This is a genomic window from Streptomyces olindensis (genome assembly GCF_040645895.1).
GTDB lineage: Bacteria > Actinomycetota > Actinomycetes > Streptomycetales > Streptomycetaceae > Streptomyces > Streptomyces olindensis.
The window spans coordinates 70,680-89,845 of sequence record NZ_JBEYZD010000008.1 but is presented as its reverse complement, the minus strand read 5'-3'; the positions used below and the strand labels follow the sequence as shown (position 1 = coordinate 89,845).

The following is a 19,166-nucleotide window of genomic DNA, read 5'->3' as shown; positions in this document are numbered from 1 at the left end:
TTCGAGGCTCCGATGAGCGACTGGACCGACCGGCGGGGAGGGCCGCCTCCCGAGTGGACCGACCGGCAGGGAGGGCCCCCTCCCGAGTGGACCCCGCGGCGGGAACCGCCCGCGCCCTCCCTCGCGCCACCGCCCTCGACCCGCACCGCCCCCCTGCCGGGCATGCCCTCGCCCGCCGCCCCCGGGCGCTACGACAGCGGCCTCGCCGCACGCGGCGGGCGCGGCAGCAGGAACCGGCGCCGTCCCACCCGGCGACGCCGGTTCCTGCGGACGGCGGCCGTCCTGTCGTCGGTGCTGCTGCTCGGCGGGGCCGGTACGTACGTCTGGGCCGACACCCGGCTCAACCAGCAGGTCGACCTCGGCGCGCTCACGGACCGGGTTCCGCGCGGCGAGGGCACCAACTACCTGGTCGTGGGCTCCGACAGCCGTGAGGGACTGTCGGCGCGGGACAGGAAGGAGCTGAACACCGGCTCGGCCGAGGGCCGCCGCACCGACTCGGTGATCCTGCTGCACACCGGGGCGGGCGGCACCACCATGCTCAGCCTGCCGCGCGACTCCTGGGTGACCCTCCCGCCCTACACCGACCCCGACACCGGCAGGAGCTACCGGGCCGCCCCGAACAAGCTCAACGCGGCGTTCTCGCTGGGCGGCCCCGACCTGCTGGTGCGGACCGTGGAACGCAACACCGGCGTGCACATCGACCACTACGCGGAGATCGGCTTCGCCGGTTTCGTGGGCGTGGTGGATGCCGTCGGCGGCGTGGACCTGTGCCTGGACCGGCCCGTGCGCGACAAGGACTCCGGCGCCGACCTGCCCGCCGGCTGCCAGACCCTCGACGGCGCCGAGGCGCTGGCCTTCGTACGGCAGCGCAAGCAGGAGGCGCAGGGGGACCTGGGCCGCACCCGCAACCAGCAGAGATTCCTCGCCGCCCTCGCCCGCAAGGCGGCCACGCCGTCCACCCTCGCCGACCCGTCCAAGTCCTTCCCGACCCTGAGCGCCGGCCTCGACACGCTCATCGTGGACGAGGAGACGGAGCTGCCCGACCTGATGTCGCTGTTCGAGGCGCTGCGGAAGGCCGCGTCCGGCGGGGGCCGGCAGCTCAACGTGCCCGTGGCAGACCCCGACCTGCGGACCCCCCAAGGCAGCGCCGTGCAGTGGGACGGCCGACGGGCCCGCGCCCTGTTCGAGGCCCTGCGGGAGGACCGGCCCCCGGGCTGATCATCGAAGGCCGGCCTCAGTGCACGCTCGCGGTCTCCCTCACCCTGTCGACGAGCCGCGCGATGCCCTTCGGTACGGCGGTCAGCGGGCCGTCGGTCGCGTCGTAGTACGGCACGCGGCCGCCGCCGGACGGGGCCGGCAGCGTCATCAGGCTGCCGGGGACGCCGAGGGGGTCGGCGATGGCCGTGTTGCGGCACGCTTCGCAGACGGGGAGCAGGCGCCGGCTGCCGTTCTCGGTGGAGACACGGACGTGATGGAGGCTCACGCCGGAACCGTGCAGGGGGTTGACGCCACAGCACAGGTCGGCCTTCTCACCGGCGAGGGCGGCCCGGCCCGCCCGGGCGAGGACGATGACGGTGACCAGGGTCGCGGGATCCGTCCCCCCTTTCCGGGCGCGATCGACGTCCCCGTCGAGCAGGAGCAGCGCCGCGTCGAGGCAGTCCCGGGCGCGGGTGCGGTCGCCGGGTTCGGTGAACTCCCGTGCCAGGGCGCTGACCTCGGCGAACGCGGTGCGCCGGAGGTAGGACGCCGACGGTTCCCTGGGGGCCGTGAGGGCCAGCCGGTGGGCCGGCTCGCGTGCCGGCCGCCGCCGGCGCAGCACCAGCTCCGCCACGCCGGCGAGGAGGGCCCACAGCAGGAGGGCCGCGAAGGCGCCCACGAACAGACCGGGCCAGAAGTCGGTGGAGAACAGCGGCGGGAGAGCGGTCTCCTCGGCGGGACTCGGCGCAGGGGCGGGTGCGAAGGCCTCGGCGGGCCGGTCCGTGCGCGGCGTCTTGTCCAGGAAGGTCATCAGCGCGTCGAGGCGCTCGCCGATGAGGTGGTCGTCGGCCTCGTCCGCCCGGCTGTCGCCCAGGGAGACGGAGTCCGGCAGGTCGAGGAAGAGGTGGTTGGCGTCCAGGCGCAGGCCGTGGTTGTAGACGTCGATCGTGCCGTCGCCCGGGTCGGCCACGACGTACACCCCGTCCTCACGGACCTTGGCGTGCACCGCCGCGGCGAACAGCTCCGAGTCGCCGGCCGCCTCGCTCTCGTACGTCTGCGGAACGAGGGAGACGAACACCGGGCCACCGCCGTCGGAGCGCCGGAACGCGCTGATCCGGTCGTGCAGCCGGTCCCGCGCGCGTGCGTCGAGGACCCGCGGGCTCTCCGGGTCGGCGTACACCGGGTCCCGCTCCAGGCCCGCCGCGACGCGTTCGACCCGGGCGGACATCTCGGCGGGGGTGGGCGGCCGCACCCCGCTCGACCTGGTCTGGTCGAAGACGGAGAGGGCGGTGAAGGCGACAGCGGCGGCGGCGACCACGGCGGAGGCGAGGACGGCCGCGAGGGCCGGGATCCGGCGTGGGGCACGGGCGCCGGAGCTCTTGCCGGACTCGGAGCTCTTGCCGGACCGGCTGCTCTCGCCGGACCCGGAGTACCGGCGGCGCACCCGTCGCACGTAGGCCGCCGACAGCAGGATCAGCAGGGGTACGCCGGTGAGCGCGATGCCCGTCAGGAACGACTGGTTGCGGCGGTCGGCCTGGCCGATGTACATCTCGGCGGGCTCGTCGTCCTCGTACTCCGCGCGGGCCGCCTCCGCACGGGCGGCGGCCTTCCCGCCGCCCTGGGCGATGACCTCCGCGAACCGCTCGAAGCTCAGCAACGTCCCCGCGTCCGAGGGCAGTTCGTACAGCTGGACGGTCCAGGCGTCGTCGGCCGGTACGCGCACGCCGTACGCAGCGGCGTCCGTCACGGAACTGTCGTCCAGCAGCACGTACAACCCGTCCCGGCCCAACCGGTCGTGCACCGCGTCGAGAAGCTCCTTGCCCTGCCTGACGCTCTGGAGCGGGAGCACCATGACGTAGGTCGGCACGCCGGTCTTCTTCGCGATCCGCGCGAAGTCCGGTGCGGTGGAGCGCGGTACGGCGCGGGGGAGCTGGTCGCTGACGTAGACCGGGTTCTCCCGGAGCCGGTCGGCGAGGTAGGCGGCCTGGGTGGGGGCGGAGGTGGTGTCCGCGGCGCGGGCCGGGGTGGCGGTTGCGAAGAGGGCCATCAGCGCGCAGAGGGCGAGAAGCAGCCGGCGGACCCGGGTTCGGTCATCGCTGCTCGCCCATATCCGTCCTGCGCAATGCCTGTTCGCCGTGACGGCTCTCACCGATGTGCCCCCGTGGTCCGATCGCTGTCCGCGCCGCACTCTACTCGGCGCTTCGCGCGGGTTTCGGCAGGCGGTTGATCAGGCGTGATAGGAAGACTGCCGACCAGGGGGAGTTGCGATTCGCAGCACAGCTCCGGCTCCCCCCAGGAACGAAGCGGGGAAAGAGCACAACGTGTACCTGAAGACGTCCTTTGTTCGCCTGGGTGCCACGGCCGTGACGGCCCTGGCCCTCACTTTCACCGGCATCGGAACGGCCAGCGCCGCGGCGAAGCCCAACACGATCGACTACTTCTCCTCGGGCGGCAAGAAGCGCGCGATGGTGATTTTCCAGCCGCGCGACTCCTCGCGGGAAGCCGAGCGCGTGACGGTCGACGACCTGAGCAAGGACGGCCACTACATCTGGACCGAGGTCTACGACGTCACGGCCGGGAAGAAGAAGGGTGAGTGCCAGACCAGTTCCTACACGAACTGCGTGTACCAGATTCCGGAAGGCCACAAGGTCCGGATCAACGTCTACCGGATGAACTCGAAGAACGTTGACTTCATGGGCGAAGTCAACACGAAGAGCGGCAAGTTGCCGACGGCGTAGTGCCGACGCCGATTCGCTGCCGATTCGCTGCCGCACACCGCATCGGCAGCGAATCGGCCCCGGCGGTCGGCTGAGGAGCCCGGGCGGAACCTTCGAGGGATCTGCACACCGTTCACCGAGAGGTCGGAGGAAAGGTGGGCAGGACCTGAGCGAGGCTCACATCCCACGGTGCGTCCTGCATTCCTGTACCGCGAAGTGGCAGAAGATGTGAAGAAGACGCGGTACCCGGTGACGGAATGGGCACACTCATGAATGCGGCCCCCGAAATCCACCGCACCCCGATAACCACTGACTGGCCGCCCCTTCTCCTCACGTGCTTTGATCGGTCGCGCTCGAGCACTAATAGATTTTTGAACCGAAGGGAACCGCCTCCCATGGCCTTCACCCCGCAGATCGAGACCGCCCAGATGTCCGACGCCGAGCTGGACACCATCGCCGGCGGCCAGGCGGGCGGCGTCGCCGCGGGTGCCGGCGCCGCAGCCGGTCTCTACGTCGAGACGACGGCTGCCGGCCTCACCGCCGGTGTCGGCGGCGGCGTGGGCCTCGCCGTCTCGCCCCAGGGCGTCGCGGCCGACCTGCACCTCAACGCCGCCGTCGCTTCCTGACGAAAGCGCACGCGAGGCCCCGGACCATCCGGTCCGGGGCCTTTCCGTATGCTCGCCTGCATCTGCGTCCCTCTGCCCTTCAACGACCCCAGGACACCCGCCATGCCGCGACGCCGCACCTCAAGCTCGTCAAGCTCGACGGGAAGTACGTCGGGAGCGACGGCGCCGAGGCCACCCCAGGGCCGCGGCGTCGGCAGCCGGGCCGTGCGTGGGCGGTTGCTCACCGTCGACGACTCCGACTCCCCGTCCGACGTCGCCGACGCCCAACTGCCGCTGCTCGTCGCGGACACGGGGCGCGCGCCGAGCGAGTTCCACATGGAGAAGAACCGCGCGGAGAAGGCCCTGTGGCACGAGCTGCTGCCGACGTGGCGCGACACGATCGCCGCGGCGGGATGAGCACCGGGCTGCTGGTCCTCGCCGCCGCGCTGTGGGGCGCGGCGGCGGGAGCGCTGCTGCCGCGCGCGGTGTACCGGTTCTCGGCCCCCTCGGGGGAGCCGTGGCATGAGGCGTGCCCCGCCGGGCACGCCGTCAGGGGCTGGCTGGGGCGGGCGTCGTGCCCGCGGTGCGCCGGGGGCGGGTACGGGCCGCGCACGACACCCCTGGTGATCGCCACCGCCCTCGTCTGCGCCGCCCTCGCGGCCGCCACCGGCACCCGCCCGGAGGTCGGCGCCTGGCTGCTCCTCGCCCCCGTCGGCGTCCTGCTCACGGCCGTCGACTTCCGCGTCCGACGGTTGCCGGACCCGCTCACCCTCCCCTTCGCCGCCGCCGCCCTGGCCCTGCTCGGCGTCACCGCCCTCGTCCCCGAGCACGCGGGCGAGTGGACCACCGCACTGCTCGGCTCCCTCGCCCTCGGCGGCGGCTACTTCGTCCTCTTCCTCATCAACCCCGCGGGCATGGGCTTCGGCGACGTCAAGCTCGCCCTCGGCGCCGGCGCCGTACTCGGCTGGTACGGCTGGCCGACGGTGATGCTCGGCACCTTCGCCGGCTTCCTGCTGGGCGCCCTGTACGGCGCCGCCCTGGTCCTCACCCGCCGAGCCACCCGCAAAACGGCCATCCCCTTCGGCCCGTTCCTGATCACCGGCGCACTCCTCGGCCTGCTGGTGGGCGCGTACACGGCCTGACGTCCTGCCCCCCGAACCCCTGGCGTACGCTGGGCTGGTCCGTCCACAACCCTTACGAAAGGGACGCCCGGTGACCGAGAAGGCCGACCTTCAGCCCATCCTCGACCGTGCTGCCGCCGGTGGGCGGATCACCCCGGACGAGGCGCTCGTGCTGTACCGGGACGCCCCGCTGCACGCGCTGGGGGCCGCCGCCGACGCCGTGCGGCGGCGCCGGTACGCGGGGACCGAGCACATCGCGACGTACATCATCGAGCGCAACATCAACTACACGAACGTGTGCGTCACGGCGTGCAGGTTCTGCGCCTTCTACGCGGCCCCGAAGGACACCGCCAAGGGCTGGACGCGTGACCTGGACGACATCCTGCGCCGGTGTGCCGAGACGGTCGAGCTGGGCGGCACGCAGATCATGTTCCAGGGCGGGCACCACCCGGACTACGGCGTCGAGTACTACGAGAAGCACTTCAAGGCGATCAAGGACGCCTTCCCGCAGCTGGTGATCCACTCGCTGGGCGCGTCCGAGGTCGAGCACATGGCCCGGATTTCGAAGGTGTCCGTCGAGGAGGCCATCCGGCGCATCCACGCCGCCGGCCTCGACTCCTTCGCCGGCGCCGGTGCCGAGCTGCTGCCGGAGCGGCCCCGCAAGGCCATCGCCCCGCTGAAGGAGTCCGGCGAGCGCTGGCTGGAGATCATGGAGATCGCGCACAACCTGGGCGTGGAGTCCACCTCCACCATGCTCATGGGCACCGGCGAGACCAACGCCGAGCGCATCGAGCACCTGCGCATGATCCGTGACGTCCAGGACCGCACGGGCGGCTTCCGCGCCTTCATCCCGTACACCTACCAGCCCGAGAACAACCACCTGAAGGGCCGCACGCAGGCGACGCTCTTCGAGTACCTGCGGATGATCGCCATCGCGCGGCTGTTCATGGACAACATCGCCCACATCCAGGGCTCCTGGCTGACCACGGGCAAGGAGGTCGGCCAGCTCTCCCTGCACTACGGCGCCGACGACCTCGGCTCGATCATGCTGGAGGAGAACGTGGTGTCGTCGGCCGGCGCCAAGCACCGGTCGAACCGGATGGAGATCATCGACCTCATCCGGAAGGCCGGGCGGGTGCCCGCGCAGCGGTCCACCACGTACGAGCACCTCGTCGTGCACGACGACCCGGCGAACGACCCCGTCGACGACCGTGTGGTCTCGCACATCTCCTCCACGGCCATCGAGGGCGGCACGGCTCACCCCGAGCTCAAGCTGATCGCCTCCAACTAGCGCGCGGCGGAGAAGAGTTGGAGACCATCCACACGGCGGACGCGGTCCGCGTCACCTGGGACTCCGATCCCGTCAAGGGCGGCGCCGTGGTCGTCGGACGGGACCGGATCGGTGCCGTCGGGACCCTCGACGACGTGCGCGGGGCGTTCCCGAAGGCCCGGGTGCGCAGCTGGCCCGGGACCCTCGGCCCGGCCCGCGTCCACGAGGGCCCGCTGCCGGACGCCCCGAGCCCGCGCGAACGCGTCCACGCCGTGCTGAAGCTGGGCGCGGTGGCGGTCCTGGAGGAGTACGTCGACTCGGCGGAACTCCGGGCCGCCGCCGAGCGGAACGACGTGATCGTCCTGCCGCGGGCCCGCCGGACCGCGATCGTCCCGACCGGCCGCGCCGACCTCGCCGTCTTCGACGACGCGGGGGAGTGCCTCGCGACGGTGTGCGCGGGACGGCTGGTGCACCGGCGCCGCTGAGCGGAAGCCGGCCCCCCGACCCCTCCCGGCCCCCCGGCCGGGGCAGTGGCCCGCGTCAGCCCGCGAACGCCTTCCCGAACGCGCCCGCACTCTGCGGCACGCCACTGCAGTCGGTCGCCGGCTGGTCCGACCCGGAGCCGTTCGCGCACTGGCGGTCCCGGGCCGCCGACCACATCGACACCCACCCGATGCCCTTCTCCTCGGCGAAGGCCCGGACCTCGGCGGCGTCGGCGAGCGTGAAGGTCTCGCCGTCGACGTCGTTGACACCGATCATCGAGGTGAGCGCCATGCCCCGCCAGGCGGCCGCGTCCGACGTGCCGAAGACCTTCTTCAGCTGGGTGTGCGCGGCCTGCGCGGCCGTGCGGGCGTAGCCGCCCATGTCGCCGTCGTAGGACGTGCCGTAGTTCATGGTCATCAGGTTGACGGTCGAGACCTGTACGCCGTTGTCGTTGGCGGAGTCGAGGAGCGCCAGGCTGTCCTTCCCCAGGCCCGAGGGCATGACCGGGAGCGTGAAGGAGACCTCCAGGTCCTCGCGTTCCGCCTGCAATCGGGCGATCGCCTTCGAACGCAGGGCGATGGAAGCGGAGTCGGCCAGTTCGTCGCCCTCGATGTCGAAGTCGGCCAGGCCGGCGCCGGCCGCGTCGAGGGCCTTTCCGTACGCCGCCGCAAGGTCCGACGCGCTGTCGCAGTGCGCCGCGAGTTCGTTGCCGGAGGCGCCGCCGAAGGAGACCCGGACCCGGCCGCCGTCCTCCTTGAGCCGGGCGATGCGGGAGGCGACCGCCGAGTCGCCGATGGCGTGCGTGCCGTTCCAGCGCGGGGTGCAGTCGCTGCCGTCGGCCAGGACGAAAGCCAGGTTGTACGTCGTGGGGGAGCCCGCGGAGTCGGTGCCGGCGGCTTCGGTGGAGCTGACGTAAGGGGCGTACGACGTGCCGGACTCGGCAGGTGACGAGGTGCCGGGCGTGGCCGTCGTCACCGGGGGAGCCGTGGGGGTCGCGGGTGCCGCCGGGGTCGCGTCGCCCTGGCCGGAGCATCCCGCCGTGGCGAGAGTGAGCAGGCAGCCCAGCCCGATCGCCGCCGGTTTCCGGTGACTCCTCATGACATGCGCTCCCGTTCTCGTGAGGTCTGGGGGTCAGACAGGAAGTACGTTTCCCGGCAGCAAACGTCTCACGGGGTCGGTCGCTCACGGCGAGTTCCGCGGGCATTCCCGAGAACTCTCAGAGAAAGGACAGCTTGGGCTGTTTCTCACGGGTCTCTCACATGAAAACCCGAGTTTGGGGCACATAAAGGCGCCCTAGTGTCCGGGGAATGCATTCCGAGCCTGCCATCGAAAACCGCGCTCCTCGCGGTCGCCGCCGCAAACGCGGCAACGAGTCCGCCGATGGACCCGTGTTCGTTGACACCTCCGGACGCCGGGCCCGGCTGCTGCGCCGGATCGGCCTCCTGCTGGGGACCGGCTGCCTCGGCTACACGGCCGTGCTGGGCGCGGCCTTCATGGGCTGGGGGACGTCGCTGACGCCGTCGCAGTTGCTGCCGTTCGCGGGCGCGGGCCCCGGGGGCGGTCCCGGCGGCGCCGGCGGGCCCGGCGGTCCGGGGGCTCCGACGGCACCGCCCGGCGCAGTGACCGGAACCGCTGTCCCCACCTCGCTTCCGTCCGCGTCCGCATCTGCGCCCGCATCCGCATCTGCGTCCGCGTCCGCCGCCGCGCTCTCCGACTGACCGGGGCCGCCGTATGACCACGACCACCCCCTCCCGCGGCCGCCGCCGCGCGCCCTCCCGGATGGAGCGGGCCGCGGGCAAGGCCGCCGCGCTGCAGCGGCCGCGCGTCATCCTCGCCCTGCTGCTCCTGCTCGCGCTGGTCTGCGTGATGCTCCTCGACGGCTATCTGCGCGCCGAGGTCGGCGGCGACCAGCGCGTCCGCACCGGGGCCAGCTCCAGCGACGTACCCGACGACATCCTGAACGGCGGGCCGATCGTCACCTTCCGCGGCGGACAGGCCACGACCGTCTCCGTCCCGGACAAGACCATCGCGCTCACCTTCGACGACGGCCCCAACCCGACCTGGACGCCCGAGGTGCTGGCGATCCTGGAGAAGTACGACGTGCCCGGCACGTTCTTCCTGGTCGGCTCGATGGTGTCGCGCTACCCCGGCATCGTCGAGGACATGGTCGACCAGGGCCACGAGGTGGGCATCCACACCTTCACGCACGTCGACCTGTCGTACCAGAGCGATGCCCGCGTCCGGCGCGAGATGGAGCAGACCCAGCTCGCGCTGGCGGGCGCGGCCGGCATCACCACCACCCTGTTCCGGGCGCCCTACTCCTCGCAGACCGACGCCATCGACAACTACAGCTGGCCCGTGTACGAGAAGCTCGGCCAGGACGGCTACACCAGCGTCTTCGTCGACACCGACAGCGACGACTGGAAGCGGCCGGGCGTGGCGAAGATCGTCCAATGGGCGACACCTGAGAAGAACGAGGGCGCCTCGGTCCTCTTCCACGACGCGGGCGGCGAGCGCTCGCAGACCATCGCCGCGCTGCCGAAGTACATCGAGAAGATGCGGGCGAAGGGCTACACCTTCACCACCATCAGCGGCGTCCTGAACCAGCAACAGGCGCAGGCCCCTGCCGGTGCCCCGGGCGCCGGGGGGACCCGTCTGCAGGCCGCCCACCGCGAGGCCACCGGCACGATCCTCTATGAGGGCAAGGCCCTGGTCGCGGCCGTCGCCGTCGCCGAGGCCGCCGTACCGACGTTGTCCGTCGGCCTCATGGTCGTCGGCGTCGCCGTCATGGGCCGCTTCGGGATGATGCTCCTCCTCGCCCGCCGCCACCACCGGCAGCGCAACCGGCGCCGCTTCAGCTGGGGACCGACCGTCACGCGGCCGGTGAGTGTGATCGTCCCCGCGTACAACGAGAAGGAGTGCATCGCCAACACCCTCGACTCGCTGGCGCGAAGCACCCATCCGATCGAGATCATCGTCGTGGACGACGGTTCCACGGACGGCACGGCCGACATCGCCGAGTCCCTCGGCATGCCCAACGTCCGCGTGATCCGCCAGGCCAACGCGGGCAAGCCGGCGGCGCTCAACAACGGTGTGCGCAGCGCCCGGTACGACATCGTCGTGATGATGGACGGTGACACCGTCTTCGAGCCGGACACCGTACGGCAGCTCGTGCAGCCCTTCGCCGATCCGGAGGTCGGCGCGGTCGCGGGCAACGCCAAGGTCGGCAACCGCACCACCGTCATCGGCGCCTGGCAGCACATCGAGTACGTGATGGGCTTCAACCTCGACCGCCGCATGTACGACCTGCTGCGCTGCATGCCGACGATCCCCGGCGCGATCGGGGCGTTCCGCCGCGAGGCGGTGCTCCAGGCGGGCGGCATGAGCGAGGACACCCTCGCCGAGGACACCGACATCACCATCGCCCTGCACCGCGCGGGCTGGCGGGTCGTCTACCAGGAGCACGCGCGCGCGTGGACCGAGGCGCCGGGCTCGCTCAAGCAGCTGTGGTCCCAGCGCTACCGCTGGTCCTACGGCACGATGCAGGCCCTGTGGAAGCACCGCAAGTCCCTGACGGACAAGGGGCCTTCGGGCCGCTTCGGGCGGGTCGGGATGCCGCTGGTGGTGCTGTTCCAGATCGTCACGCCGGTCTTCGCCCCGCTCATCGACGTCTTCACCGTCTACGCGATGATCTTCGTCGACCTCAGGGCGTCCCTGCTGGCCTGGTGCGCGGTGCTGGGCGTCCAACTTCTGTGCGCGGCCTACGCCTTCCGCCTGGACCGCGAGAAGTACCGCTACCTGCTGATGATGCCGCTCCAGCAGCTGGCCTACCGGCAGATGATGTACCTGGTCCTCATCCACTCCTGCGTCACGGCCCTCACCGGCGGCCGACTGCGCTGGCAGAAACTCAAGCGGACGGGCGAGGTCGGGACCCCGGCGGGGGCTTCCCGATGACGTCGTCAAGCGGCGCCGTCTGCGCGGTGGATGGTGACGACCAGCTGCGGCAGCACTCGGCCGGCGATGGAGCCCGAGGGGACTTCCCCTACGCGGACCGCGCCCATCGCGCGGTAGAACGGCTCGGCGTTCGGGTCCGCGTCGATCGTGAGCCGCGTGAACCCCAGGTCCCGTCCGGCGGCGATCGTGCGCTCGAACAGCAGGCGGCCGATCCCCTGGCCGATGGCCTGCGGCTCGACGAACATCATGCCCAGGACGCCGGTGGGCGGCTCACCCTCGAGCGTCGCGAAGCCGAGGATGCGGCCGTCCCTGTCGGCCACCGTGGTCCGTCGGCGCGCGACCTCGTCCGCGGCGAGGGTGAGCTCGTCCCGGCACGCTTCCAGGAACCCGGCGTCATAGCCCCAATGCGCCTTGGACCGCAGAGCCAGGTCGGTGAGCACGCCGGCTTCCGTCGCCCGTGCGGGCCTGATCAGCACGTCCATGTATGTCCCCCACTCAGGTGCGTCCCATTCTCCTGCTCCTCACTCACCCACGAACGGCTGCCACCAGCCCCAGACCGGAAAGGAGGGGCGGCCTGATGGGCGCGCACAGCAAGGGGGCGCGGCGTAAGACGGCGGTCGGCGAGGCACGGACCGGCAAGGGGGCGACGGTTGGTTCGGCGGCGGCGACCGGCTACGGGCCGGTGGCGGGCGACGGGTCGGCGGTTGGCTATGGGTCGGTGGCGGGCGACGGGTCGGCGGTTGGCTACGGGCCGGTGGCCGGCGACGGGCCGGTGGTCAACTACGGACCGGTGGCCCATCTCGGGCCGGTGGCCGGCAACCGGGCGACGGGCGGCGAGGTGCCGGTCGGTAGGTCAGCCGTCGGCGAGGTGCCGGCTGGCTACGGGTCGGCGGGCGGTGAGGCGGTGCTCGGCAGGGGCGCGACCACCGGCGAGGTGATGGCCGCGGACTCGGCCCCGTCGGTCGGTGAGGCGGTGTTCGCGGACCCGGTCCCGTCAGTCGGTGAGGCGGCCTTCGCGGACCCGGTCCCGTCAGTCGGTGAGGCGGCGTTCGCGGACCCGGTCCCGTCAGTCGGTGAGGCGGCGTTCGCGGACCCGGTCCCGTCGGTCGGCCAAGCGGTGGTCGTGGGTCCGGCCGCGTCGGTCGGTGAGGCGGCAGTCGTGGGCCCGGCTCTGCCGGTCGGTGCGGCGGCAGCCGTGGGTCCGGCTGCGGCGGTCGGTGAGGCGGCAGTCGTGGGTCCGGCTGCGGCGGTCGGTGAGGCGGCAGTCGTGGGTCCGGCTGCGTCGGTCGGTGCGGCGGCAGTCGTGGGTCCGGCTGCGGCGGTCGGTGCGGCGGCAGCCGTAGGCCCGGCACCGTCGGTTGGCGAGGCGCCAGCCGTGGGCCCGGCCCCGCCGGTCGGTGCGGCGGCAGCCGTGGGGGCGGCCCTTGCGGCGTCGGACCGTCGCGATCGCTACTTCGACGTCCTCCGCGCGGTCGCCCTCGTCCGTGTCGTCGCGTACCACGCCTTCGGATGGGCCTGGGCCGGGCTCGTCTTCCCCTCCATGGGGGTGATGTTCGGCCTGGCCGGCACGCTGATGGCGCGGTCCCTCCGTCGCCCCGCGCTCACGGTGCTCAGAAGCCGTGTCCGGCGGCTGCTGCCACCCTTCTGGTTCTGGGGCGTCTTCGTCGTCGGCGCGATGCTGGTGCACGGCTGGATGCCGGGCCGGCAGATCCTCTACTGGATCGTGCCGCTCGGCGACCCGCCCGGCGACGCCTGGGGCGAGCAGGCCTGGGAGATCGTCTGGTACCTGCGGACGTACCTGTGGTTCGTGCTGCTCTCCCCGCTCCTGCTGCGGATCTTCCGACTCGCGCCCCTCACCGTCCTGTCGGCGTCCCTGACCCCGGTGCTGGTCCTCCGGTTCGCGTGGCAGCCCCCGGACGACCGGCTCGGTGCCGCGCTGTGGGACCTGGCGACCTTCCTCTTCTGCTGGCTCCTCGGCTTCGCCCACCACGACGGCGTCCTGGCCCGCCTGAAGCCCGCCGCGGTGGTGCCGCCCGCGCTGGCCGCCCTGGCCTGCGGCGGCTGGTACGCCCTCGCGCACCAGGCCGAGTACGGCACGTACGACCTCGACGAGAACCCGCTCGCGCAGGCCTTCTGGTCGGCGGGGTTCGTGACGCTGCTGCTGTACGCGAAGGACCGCTTCCACATCACGATGCCGGCGCCGGCCCGCCACCGGCTCCTCGACCGGCTCGTGACCGTCTTCAACGCGCGGGCCGTCACGATCTACCTCTGGCACGAGATCGCGCTCGTCCTCGCCGTACCGCTGATCGACGTGTTCTGGGAGGTACCGGCCTTCGAGGCGCACCTGCCGCTGGACAGCCAGTGGTTCCTGTTCGGCGTGGGCTGGGTGCTGATCGCCGTGTTCGTGCTGCTGTGCGGGTGGGTGGAGGACGTGGCGGCGCGACGCAAGCCGCGGCTCCTGCCGTGAGGGGGTGCTGCAAGAATGGGCCCGTGACCCGCGCATCCCTGGACAAGCAGCCGCACGAAGTCGCCTCGATGTTCGACGACGTGGCGGAACGGTACGACCTGACCAACGACGTGCTGTCCCTCGGCCAGGACCGGCGATGGCGCAAGGAGGTCGCCAAGGCGGTCGACGCGCGCCCCGCGCAGAAGGTCCTCGACCTCGCGGCCGGCACGGGCACGTCCTCGCTGCCCTTCGCCCGCACCGGCGCCTACGTCGTCCCGTGCGACTTCTCCCAGGGCATGCTCCAGGTCGGCAAGCAGCGGCAGCCCTGGCTGCCCTACACCGCCGGCGACGCGACGCGGCTGCCGTTCAAGGACGACACCTTCGACGCCGTCACCATCTCCTTCGGGCTGCGCAACGTGCAGGACACGGACGCCGCGCTGCGCGAGATGCACCGGGTGACCCGGCCCGGCGGGCGGATCGTGATCTGCGAGTTCTCCCACCCGACGTGGGCGCCGTTCCGCACGGTCTACACCGAGTACCTGATGCGCGCCCTGCCGCCGGTCGCCCGGGCCGTCTCCTCCAACCCCGACGCCTACGTCTACCTCGCCGAGTCCATCCGCGCCTGGCCCGATCAGCCCGCCCTCGCGGAGCGCCTGGGCAAGGCCGGCTGGTCGCGGGTGGCCTGGCGCAACCTGAGCGGCGGGATCGTGGCCCTGCACCGGGGCTTCAAGAAGGACTGAGGTTTCCCTAGAGGGCTTCCCTACGGTGAGCTGAGGACCATGTACGGATCGCCCGGCTCGTCCAGCTCACGCTGGAGCCCGCCCCTCGGCGGTCGCGGAACCCGCGGCTCGTGCACACCTCCGCCGCCCTCGCCGGGGCCGAAGTCGAACCACACGTAGACCATCGAGTCGCGCGGCACCTCGGCGCCGGGCTGCGGGTACTGGCGCACGACGTAGTCGACGACGGCGAGGTGCAAGTCGGGCCGGTCCGGCGCGTTGAGGGACAGCCCCCGCGCCCGGGCCGCCTCGCGCGCGTCCACGGCCATCAGACCGACCAGATGCGGTACGCGCACTTCGGGTGTCTTGCGGGATATGTGCACAGATGTCACCCCCAGCGGTACAGGAAGGGTAACTCCCGCCCCGCACCGGCCGGAAGCGACAAGTGTCTTTCTGTGACAGTCGACTACTGTCCGTTGCCGACCGGGTCGGTGCGGAGTGGAGGCAGCCCTTCAGCAGGGTGATCAACGCCGCTGCATAGACTGCCCATGTCCTGTGCCCGGGCGGCACACCGATTCCGAACCTTGGGGAGATCCCGCCGTGAGTGTCGTGACCGAGCCCCTCTCCGAGAACACCGCCGATGTCATCGTCGTCGGCGCGGGGCCAGCCGGCTCCACCACCGCGTACCACCTCGCCAAGGCCGGACTCGACGTACTGCTCCTGGAGAAGACCGAGTTCCCGCGCGAGAAGGTCTGCGGTGACGGCCTCACCCCGCGTGCGGTCAAGCAGCTCGTGGCGATGGGCATCGACATCTCGGAAGAGGCCGGCTGGCTGCGCAACAAGGGCCTGAGGATCATCGGCGGGGGAGTGCGGCTCCAGCTCGACTGGCCGGACCTCGCCTCCTTCCCCGACTACGGCCTGGTCCGCAAGCGCGACGACTTCGACGAGCAGCTCGCCCGGCAGGCCCAGAAGGCCGGTGCCCGGCTGTTCGAGAAGTGCAACGTGGGCGCGCCGATCGTCGACGACCGCACCGGCCGCATCACCGGCGTGCACGCCAAGCTCGGCGAGGAGAAGCGCGAGGTCACCTTCCACGCGCCGCTCGTCGTCGCCGCCGACGGCAACTCCACCCGCCTGTCCCTCGCGATGGGCCTGCACCGCCGCGAGGACCGCCCGATGGGCGTCGCGGTCCGCACGTACTTCACCAGCCCCCGCCACGAGGACGACTACCTGGAGTCCTGGCTCGAACTGTGGGACCGCCGCGGCCCTCAGGACCGTTTGCTGCCCGGTTACGGCTGGATCTTCGGCATGGGCGACGGCACCTCCAACGTCGGCCTGGGCGTGCTCAACACCTCCGACTCCTTCAAGGAGCTGGACTGGCGAGAGGTCCTCAAGGCCTGGTGCGCGTCCATGCCGGAGGACTGGGGCTACACCCCCGACAACATGACCGGGCCGATCCGCGGCGCCGCGCTCCCCATGGCCTTCAACCGCCAGCCGCACTACACCAAGGGCCTGCTGCTCGTCGGCGACGCCGGCGGTCTGGTGAACCCCTTCAACGGCGAGGGCATCGCCTACGCCATGGAGTCCGGCCAGATCGCCGCCGACGTCATCGTCCAGGCCCACGCGCGGCCGACGCCGGCCGGCCGCGAGATGGCCCTGCAGCGCTACCCGCGCGTCCTGAAGGACACCTACGGCGGCTACTACACCCTCGGCCGGGCCTTCGTGAAGCTCATCGGCAACCCGAAGGTCATGCAGATCGCCGCCCAGCGCGGTCTCACGCACCCGATGCTGATGAAGTTCACGCTGAAGCTCCTCGCGAACCTCACCGACCCGACGGGCGGCGACGCGATGGACCGGATCATCAACGGGCTGAGCAAGGTCGCGCCGAAGGCCTGACCGGCCGCCGACCCATTCGGCCGTTCAGACGATCATCGGCCGTTTCAGTCGATCAGCCGCCCATGGCCTCGATGTTGGCGGCCCGGCGCGCGTACACCTCGTCGCGCCGGTCCGTCATCTGCCGCAGCGCGTCCTTGCGCTCGCGCTGCGAGAGCCGGTCCAGGTAGAGCCGCCCTTCACAGTGGTCGGCCTCGTGGGCCAGGCAGCGGGCGAAGTATCCGGTGCCCTCGATCACGACCGGCTCGCCGTCCCGGTCGAACCCGCGCACCACGGCCCGGTCCGGACGCGGCACCTCCCGCGTGGCGCCCGGCACGGACAGGCACCCCTCGGCCTCGTCGAGCAGCCTCCGGCCGGCCGCTTCGATCGGCTCCAGCACCGGGTTGACGACGTGCCCGACGTGCCGGACCCCGTCGTCGTCCGGGCAGTCGTACACGAACAGCCGCAGATCGACCCCGACCTGGTTCGCCGCGAGCCCGGCCCCGTCCGCGATGTACATGGTCAGGAACATGTCGTCGATGAGCGCGGCGAGGTCCGGGCCGAACTCGGTGACGTCCCGGCACGGCTTGTGCAGGACCTCCTCGCCGACCTCGGTGATCCGCCGCACCTTCCCGTTCCGGGCCTCGGGCGCGAGCCTCGGGTACGCGTCGACGGGCCGTCCCTGCACGAAGACACTCGGCATCTGCTGTCTCTCCCTGTGTTTGTGAGGATGCTGTGGGTGGCGAGAAGCCGACTTCCGGCACCGGGAGCCCCTCCCTACCCTCCGGGAATCATGACAACAGAACACGCGCAGCAGTCCCAGGAGCAGTCCGGCCACACGCGCAGACGCTTCCTCTCGGGCACCGGGGCCGCGTTAGGAGCCGGCGTCGGTGCCGGTGCCGGTGCCGGTGTGGTGGCCGGTGCCGGTGTCGGTGTGGTGGCCGGTGTCGGTGCCGGTGTCGCGAGCGCCGCTTCCGCCTCGGCAGGCAAGGGCGTCGCCGTCCTCGGCGGTGGCGTCTCCGGTCTCAGCGCCGCCCACGAACTCGCCGAGCGCGGCTACGCCGTCACCGTCTACGAGTACTACGACGCCCTCGGCGGCAAGGCCCGCTCGATGGACGTCCCCGGCACGGGCACCGGCGGCCGCGCACCCCTGCCCGGCGAGCACGGCTTCCGCTTCTTCCCCGGCTTCTACCGGAACCTCCCCGACACCATGCGGCGCATCCCCTTCGCGGGCAACGCCGACGGCGTCCGCGGCAACCTCCGCTCCGGCACCGAGGCGCTGTTCGCCCGCGGCTCGGGCCGCCCGGACCTGCACTTCCCGCTCCGCCGGGCCACCACCCCTCCCCGCCCCGGCGACCTGACCCCGTCCTGGATCCGCGACCAGATCCTGTCCGTGCTCGACCTCGGCACCCGCCTGCCCGCCCACGAGGCCGCCTACTTCGCCAACCGCCTCCTCGTCCACCTCACCAGCTGCGAGGCCCGCCGCGAGGGCCAGTGGGAGAAGGTCGCCTGGTGGGACTTCATCCGCGCCGAGGAGATGAGCGAGGAGTACCGCACCGTCCTCGGCATCGGCCAGACCCGCAACCTCGTCGCCACGCGCGCGGAGGTCGCGTCCACGCGGACCGTCGGCCGCGTCATCATCGAGGCCCTGCTGCTGTGGGGCCTGCTCGGCCGCGGCATGGACGGCCCCGACGCCGACATCGACCGCGTCCTGAACGCCCCCACGAGCGAGGCGTGGATCGACCCCTGGGAGACCCACCTGCGCTCCCTCGGCGTCGAGTTCGTCCTCGGCACCCAGGTCCACGAGGTCCTCTGCGACGGCGGCCGCGTCACCGGCGTACGGGTCTCCGCCCGCGACGGTGGCCGCGAGCGCGTGATCACGGCCGACCACTACGTCAGCGCCCTGCCCGTCGAGCACGCCCGCCTCACCTGGAGCCGGGCCCTGCGCGCCGCCGACCCGCAGCTCGCCCGCTGCGACGCGCTGCAGACCGACTGGATGACCGGCGTGATGTTCTACCTGCGCACCCCGACCCCGGTCGTGCACGGCCACGTCAACTGCCTCGACTCGCCCTGGTCGGTGACGGCCATCGGCCAGGCCCAGTTCTGGGACGTGCGGGACTTCCCGCGCGACTACGGGGACGGGCAGGCCCGCGACTGTCTCTCCGCGATCATCTCGGAATGGGACAAGCCCGGCATCCTGTACGGGAAGACGGCGAAGGAGTGCACCAGGGAAGAAGTCGTCGCCGAACTCTGGGCCCAGCTGAAGGACGGTCTGAACGACGCCGGCAAGACGACCCTGAGGGACGAGGACCGGCTGGGCTGGTTCATGGACCCGGCGGTGACGGGTCTGGGCGGCCCCGCCCCGCAGAACCGCGAACAGCTCCTCGTCCACCCCACGGGCACGCTCCACAACCGCCCGACCGCCCGCACGAAGGTGCCCAACTTCTTCCTCGCGGGCGACTACGTCCGCACCGACGTCGACCTCGCGTCGATGGAGGGCGCCAACGAGTCCGCGCGACACGCCGTCAACGCACTGCTGGATGCGGACGATTCAGACATCGGGCGCTGCCGGGTCTGGGAGCTGTACCGGCCGCCGGAGCTGGAGCCCCTGAAGCGCGTGGACGAACTGCGGTACCGGCTGGGGCTGCCGAACACGTTCGACCTCGGATAGGCGCCCAGAGGGGCCCTGGAGGGCCGTGAAGGCTTACCGAGGTGCCCCGGACAGGCGGGGAGGGCCGTTGTCCCCGAGTGACAGCGGCCCTCTTGCCCGTTATGCGTGCATCAGTGA

17 protein-coding genes and 1 pseudogene are annotated in these 19,166 nt (G+C 71.9%); 13 read left to right on the top strand and 5 right to left on the bottom strand.

Translation table 11 applies throughout. The features are described 5' to 3' along the window. Positions 1–12 precede the first annotated feature (12 nt). On the top strand, positions 13–1,218 hold the full coding sequence (locus tag ABZ948_RS06955) for an LCP family protein (RefSeq protein WP_359757901.1): 1,206 nt from the start codon (positions 13–15) through the stop codon (positions 1,216–1,218). A 16-nt stretch (positions 1,219–1,234) separates the two neighbouring features. Here ABZ948_RS06955 and ABZ948_RS06950 read toward each other — a convergent pair whose 3' ends face one another. Then, the gene (locus ABZ948_RS06950) at positions 1,235–3,244 is read right to left on the bottom strand and encodes a hypothetical protein (protein WP_359757900.1); all 2,010 of its coding nucleotides are present in this window, start codon (positions 3,242–3,244) and stop codon (positions 1,235–1,237) included. A gap of 274 nt (positions 3,245–3,518) precedes the next feature. Here ABZ948_RS06950 and ABZ948_RS06945 point away from each other — a divergent pair, with 274 nt between their 5' ends. The 6 genes and pseudogenes from ABZ948_RS06945 to ABZ948_RS06920 all read left to right on the top strand — a co-directional run bounded on the left by ABZ948_RS06945 (position 3,519) and on the right by ABZ948_RS06920 (position 7,395). Continuing rightward, positions 3,519–3,935, top strand: coding sequence for a hypothetical protein (locus tag ABZ948_RS06945; protein ID WP_359757899.1), 417 nt, complete (start codon positions 3,519–3,521; stop codon positions 3,933–3,935). 374 nt (positions 3,936–4,309) lie between these two features. Beyond that, a complete protein-coding gene (locus ABZ948_RS06940; protein ID WP_037763498.1) occupies positions 4,310–4,540 on the top strand; it encodes a hypothetical protein in 231 nt (76 codons plus the stop codon). Positions 4,541–4,717: 177 nt separating this feature from the next. Next, positions 4,718–4,936: pseudogene (locus ABZ948_RS06935) on the top strand (hypothetical protein); the annotation flags it as partial. Continuing rightward, positions 4,933–5,661, top strand: a complete 729-nt coding sequence (locus ABZ948_RS06930) for a prepilin peptidase (RefSeq protein ID WP_359757898.1) — start codon at positions 4,933–4,935, stop codon at positions 5,659–5,661. The pseudogene ABZ948_RS06935 and the gene ABZ948_RS06930, both read left to right, overlap by 4 nt. Before the next feature lie 70 nt (positions 5,662–5,731). Further along, positions 5,732–6,931, top strand: coding sequence for a cyclic dehypoxanthinyl futalosine synthase (gene mqnC / locus ABZ948_RS06925; RefSeq protein WP_031117049.1), 1,200 nt, complete (start codon positions 5,732–5,734; stop codon positions 6,929–6,931). A gap of 17 nt (positions 6,932–6,948) precedes the next feature. Further along, positions 6,949–7,395, top strand: a complete 447-nt coding sequence (locus ABZ948_RS06920; RefSeq protein ID WP_359757897.1) for a hypothetical protein — start codon at positions 6,949–6,951, stop codon at positions 7,393–7,395. A gap of 55 nt (positions 7,396–7,450) precedes the next feature. On the opposite strand, the gene ABZ948_RS06915 is transcribed toward ABZ948_RS06920, so the two are convergent. Then, positions 7,451–8,491 (bottom strand): chitinase, encoded by a 1,041-nt coding sequence (locus tag ABZ948_RS06915; protein WP_359757896.1) that lies wholly within the window; start codon positions 8,489–8,491, stop codon positions 7,451–7,453. Positions 8,492–8,781: 290 nt separating this feature from the next. Here ABZ948_RS06915 and ABZ948_RS06910 point away from each other — a divergent pair, with 290 nt between their 5' ends. Beyond that, positions 8,782–9,111, top strand: coding sequence for a hypothetical protein (locus ABZ948_RS06910; RefSeq protein ID WP_359757895.1), 330 nt, complete (start codon positions 8,782–8,784; stop codon positions 9,109–9,111). A 13-nt stretch (positions 9,112–9,124) separates the two neighbouring features. After that, complete coding sequence (locus ABZ948_RS06905; RefSeq protein ID WP_359757894.1) at positions 9,125–11,347, top strand: bifunctional polysaccharide deacetylase/glycosyltransferase family 2 protein; 2,223 nt, start codon at positions 9,125–9,127, stop codon at positions 11,345–11,347. Between the two features lie 5 nt (positions 11,348–11,352). On the opposite strand, the gene ABZ948_RS06900 is transcribed toward ABZ948_RS06905, so the two are convergent. Further along, positions 11,353–11,829 (bottom strand): GNAT family N-acetyltransferase, encoded by a 477-nt coding sequence (locus ABZ948_RS06900; protein ID WP_359757893.1) that lies wholly within the window; start codon positions 11,827–11,829, stop codon positions 11,353–11,355. Between the two features lie 929 nt (positions 11,830–12,758). Between ABZ948_RS06900 and ABZ948_RS06895 the strand changes: the two genes are divergently transcribed. Both ABZ948_RS06895 and ABZ948_RS06890 read left to right on the top strand, forming a co-directional pair. After that, positions 12,759–13,814 carry an acyltransferase family protein gene (locus tag ABZ948_RS06895; RefSeq protein WP_359757972.1) on the top strand — a complete coding sequence of 352 codons (1,056 nt, stop codon included), beginning with the start codon at positions 12,759–12,761 and terminating at the stop codon, positions 13,812–13,814. Positions 13,815–13,837: 23 nt separating this feature from the next. Continuing rightward, positions 13,838–14,533: a demethylmenaquinone methyltransferase gene (locus ABZ948_RS06890; protein ID WP_359757892.1), complete on the top strand. Its 696-nt coding sequence runs from the start codon at positions 13,838–13,840 to the stop codon at positions 14,531–14,533. A gap of 20 nt (positions 14,534–14,553) precedes the next feature. On the opposite strand, the gene ABZ948_RS06885 is transcribed toward ABZ948_RS06890, so the two are convergent. Beyond that, positions 14,554–14,865 carry a PASTA domain-containing protein gene (locus tag ABZ948_RS06885; RefSeq protein ID WP_359757891.1) on the bottom strand — a complete coding sequence of 104 codons (312 nt, stop codon included), beginning with the start codon at positions 14,863–14,865 and terminating at the stop codon, positions 14,554–14,556. 244 nt (positions 14,866–15,109) lie between these two features. Here ABZ948_RS06885 and ABZ948_RS06880 point away from each other — a divergent pair, with 244 nt between their 5' ends. Beyond that, complete coding sequence (locus tag ABZ948_RS06880) at positions 15,110–16,402, top strand: geranylgeranyl reductase family protein (RefSeq protein WP_359757890.1); 1,293 nt, start codon at positions 15,110–15,112, stop codon at positions 16,400–16,402. Positions 16,403–16,454: 52 nt separating this feature from the next. Here the strand turns inward: ABZ948_RS06880 and def are convergent, their stop codons facing one another. Next, the gene (gene def, locus ABZ948_RS06875) at positions 16,455–17,081 is read right to left on the bottom strand and encodes a peptide deformylase (RefSeq protein WP_359757889.1); all 627 of its coding nucleotides are present in this window, start codon (positions 17,079–17,081) and stop codon (positions 16,455–16,457) included. A 90-nt stretch (positions 17,082–17,171) separates the two neighbouring features. Between def and ABZ948_RS06870 the strand changes: the two genes are divergently transcribed. Further along, complete coding sequence (locus ABZ948_RS06870; protein ID WP_359757888.1) at positions 17,172–19,049, top strand: hydroxysqualene dehydroxylase; 1,878 nt, start codon at positions 17,172–17,174, stop codon at positions 19,047–19,049. The last annotated feature ends 117 nt before the right edge of the window (positions 19,050–19,166 follow it).

Coding starts and splice junctions, on each gene's coding strand:
- ABZ948_RS06955 (WP_359757901.1), top strand. CDS start 13: ATGAGCGACTGGACCGACCGGCGGGGAGGGCCGCCTCCCGAGTGGACC.
- ABZ948_RS06950 (WP_359757900.1), bottom strand. CDS start 3,244: ATGGCCCTCTTCGCAACCGCCACCCCGGCCCGCGCCGCGGACACCACC.
- ABZ948_RS06940 (WP_037763498.1), top strand. CDS start 4,310: ATGGCCTTCACCCCGCAGATCGAGACCGCCCAGATGTCCGACGCCGAG.
- ABZ948_RS06930 (WP_359757898.1), top strand. CDS start 4,933: ATGAGCACCGGGCTGCTGGTCCTCGCCGCCGCGCTGTGGGGCGCGGCG.
- ABZ948_RS06915 (WP_359757896.1), bottom strand. CDS start 8,491: ATGAGGAGTCACCGGAAACCGGCGGCGATCGGGCTGGGCTGCCTGCTC.
- ABZ948_RS06905 (WP_359757894.1), top strand. CDS start 9,125: ATGACCACGACCACCCCCTCCCGCGGCCGCCGCCGCGCGCCCTCCCGG.
- ABZ948_RS06900 (WP_359757893.1), bottom strand. CDS start 11,829: ATGGACGTGCTGATCAGGCCCGCACGGGCGACGGAAGCCGGCGTGCTC.
- def (WP_359757889.1), bottom strand. CDS start 17,081: ATGCCGAGTGTCTTCGTGCAGGGACGGCCCGTCGACGCGTACCCGAGG.
- ABZ948_RS06870 (WP_359757888.1), top strand. CDS start 17,172: ATGACAACAGAACACGCGCAGCAGTCCCAGGAGCAGTCCGGCCACACG.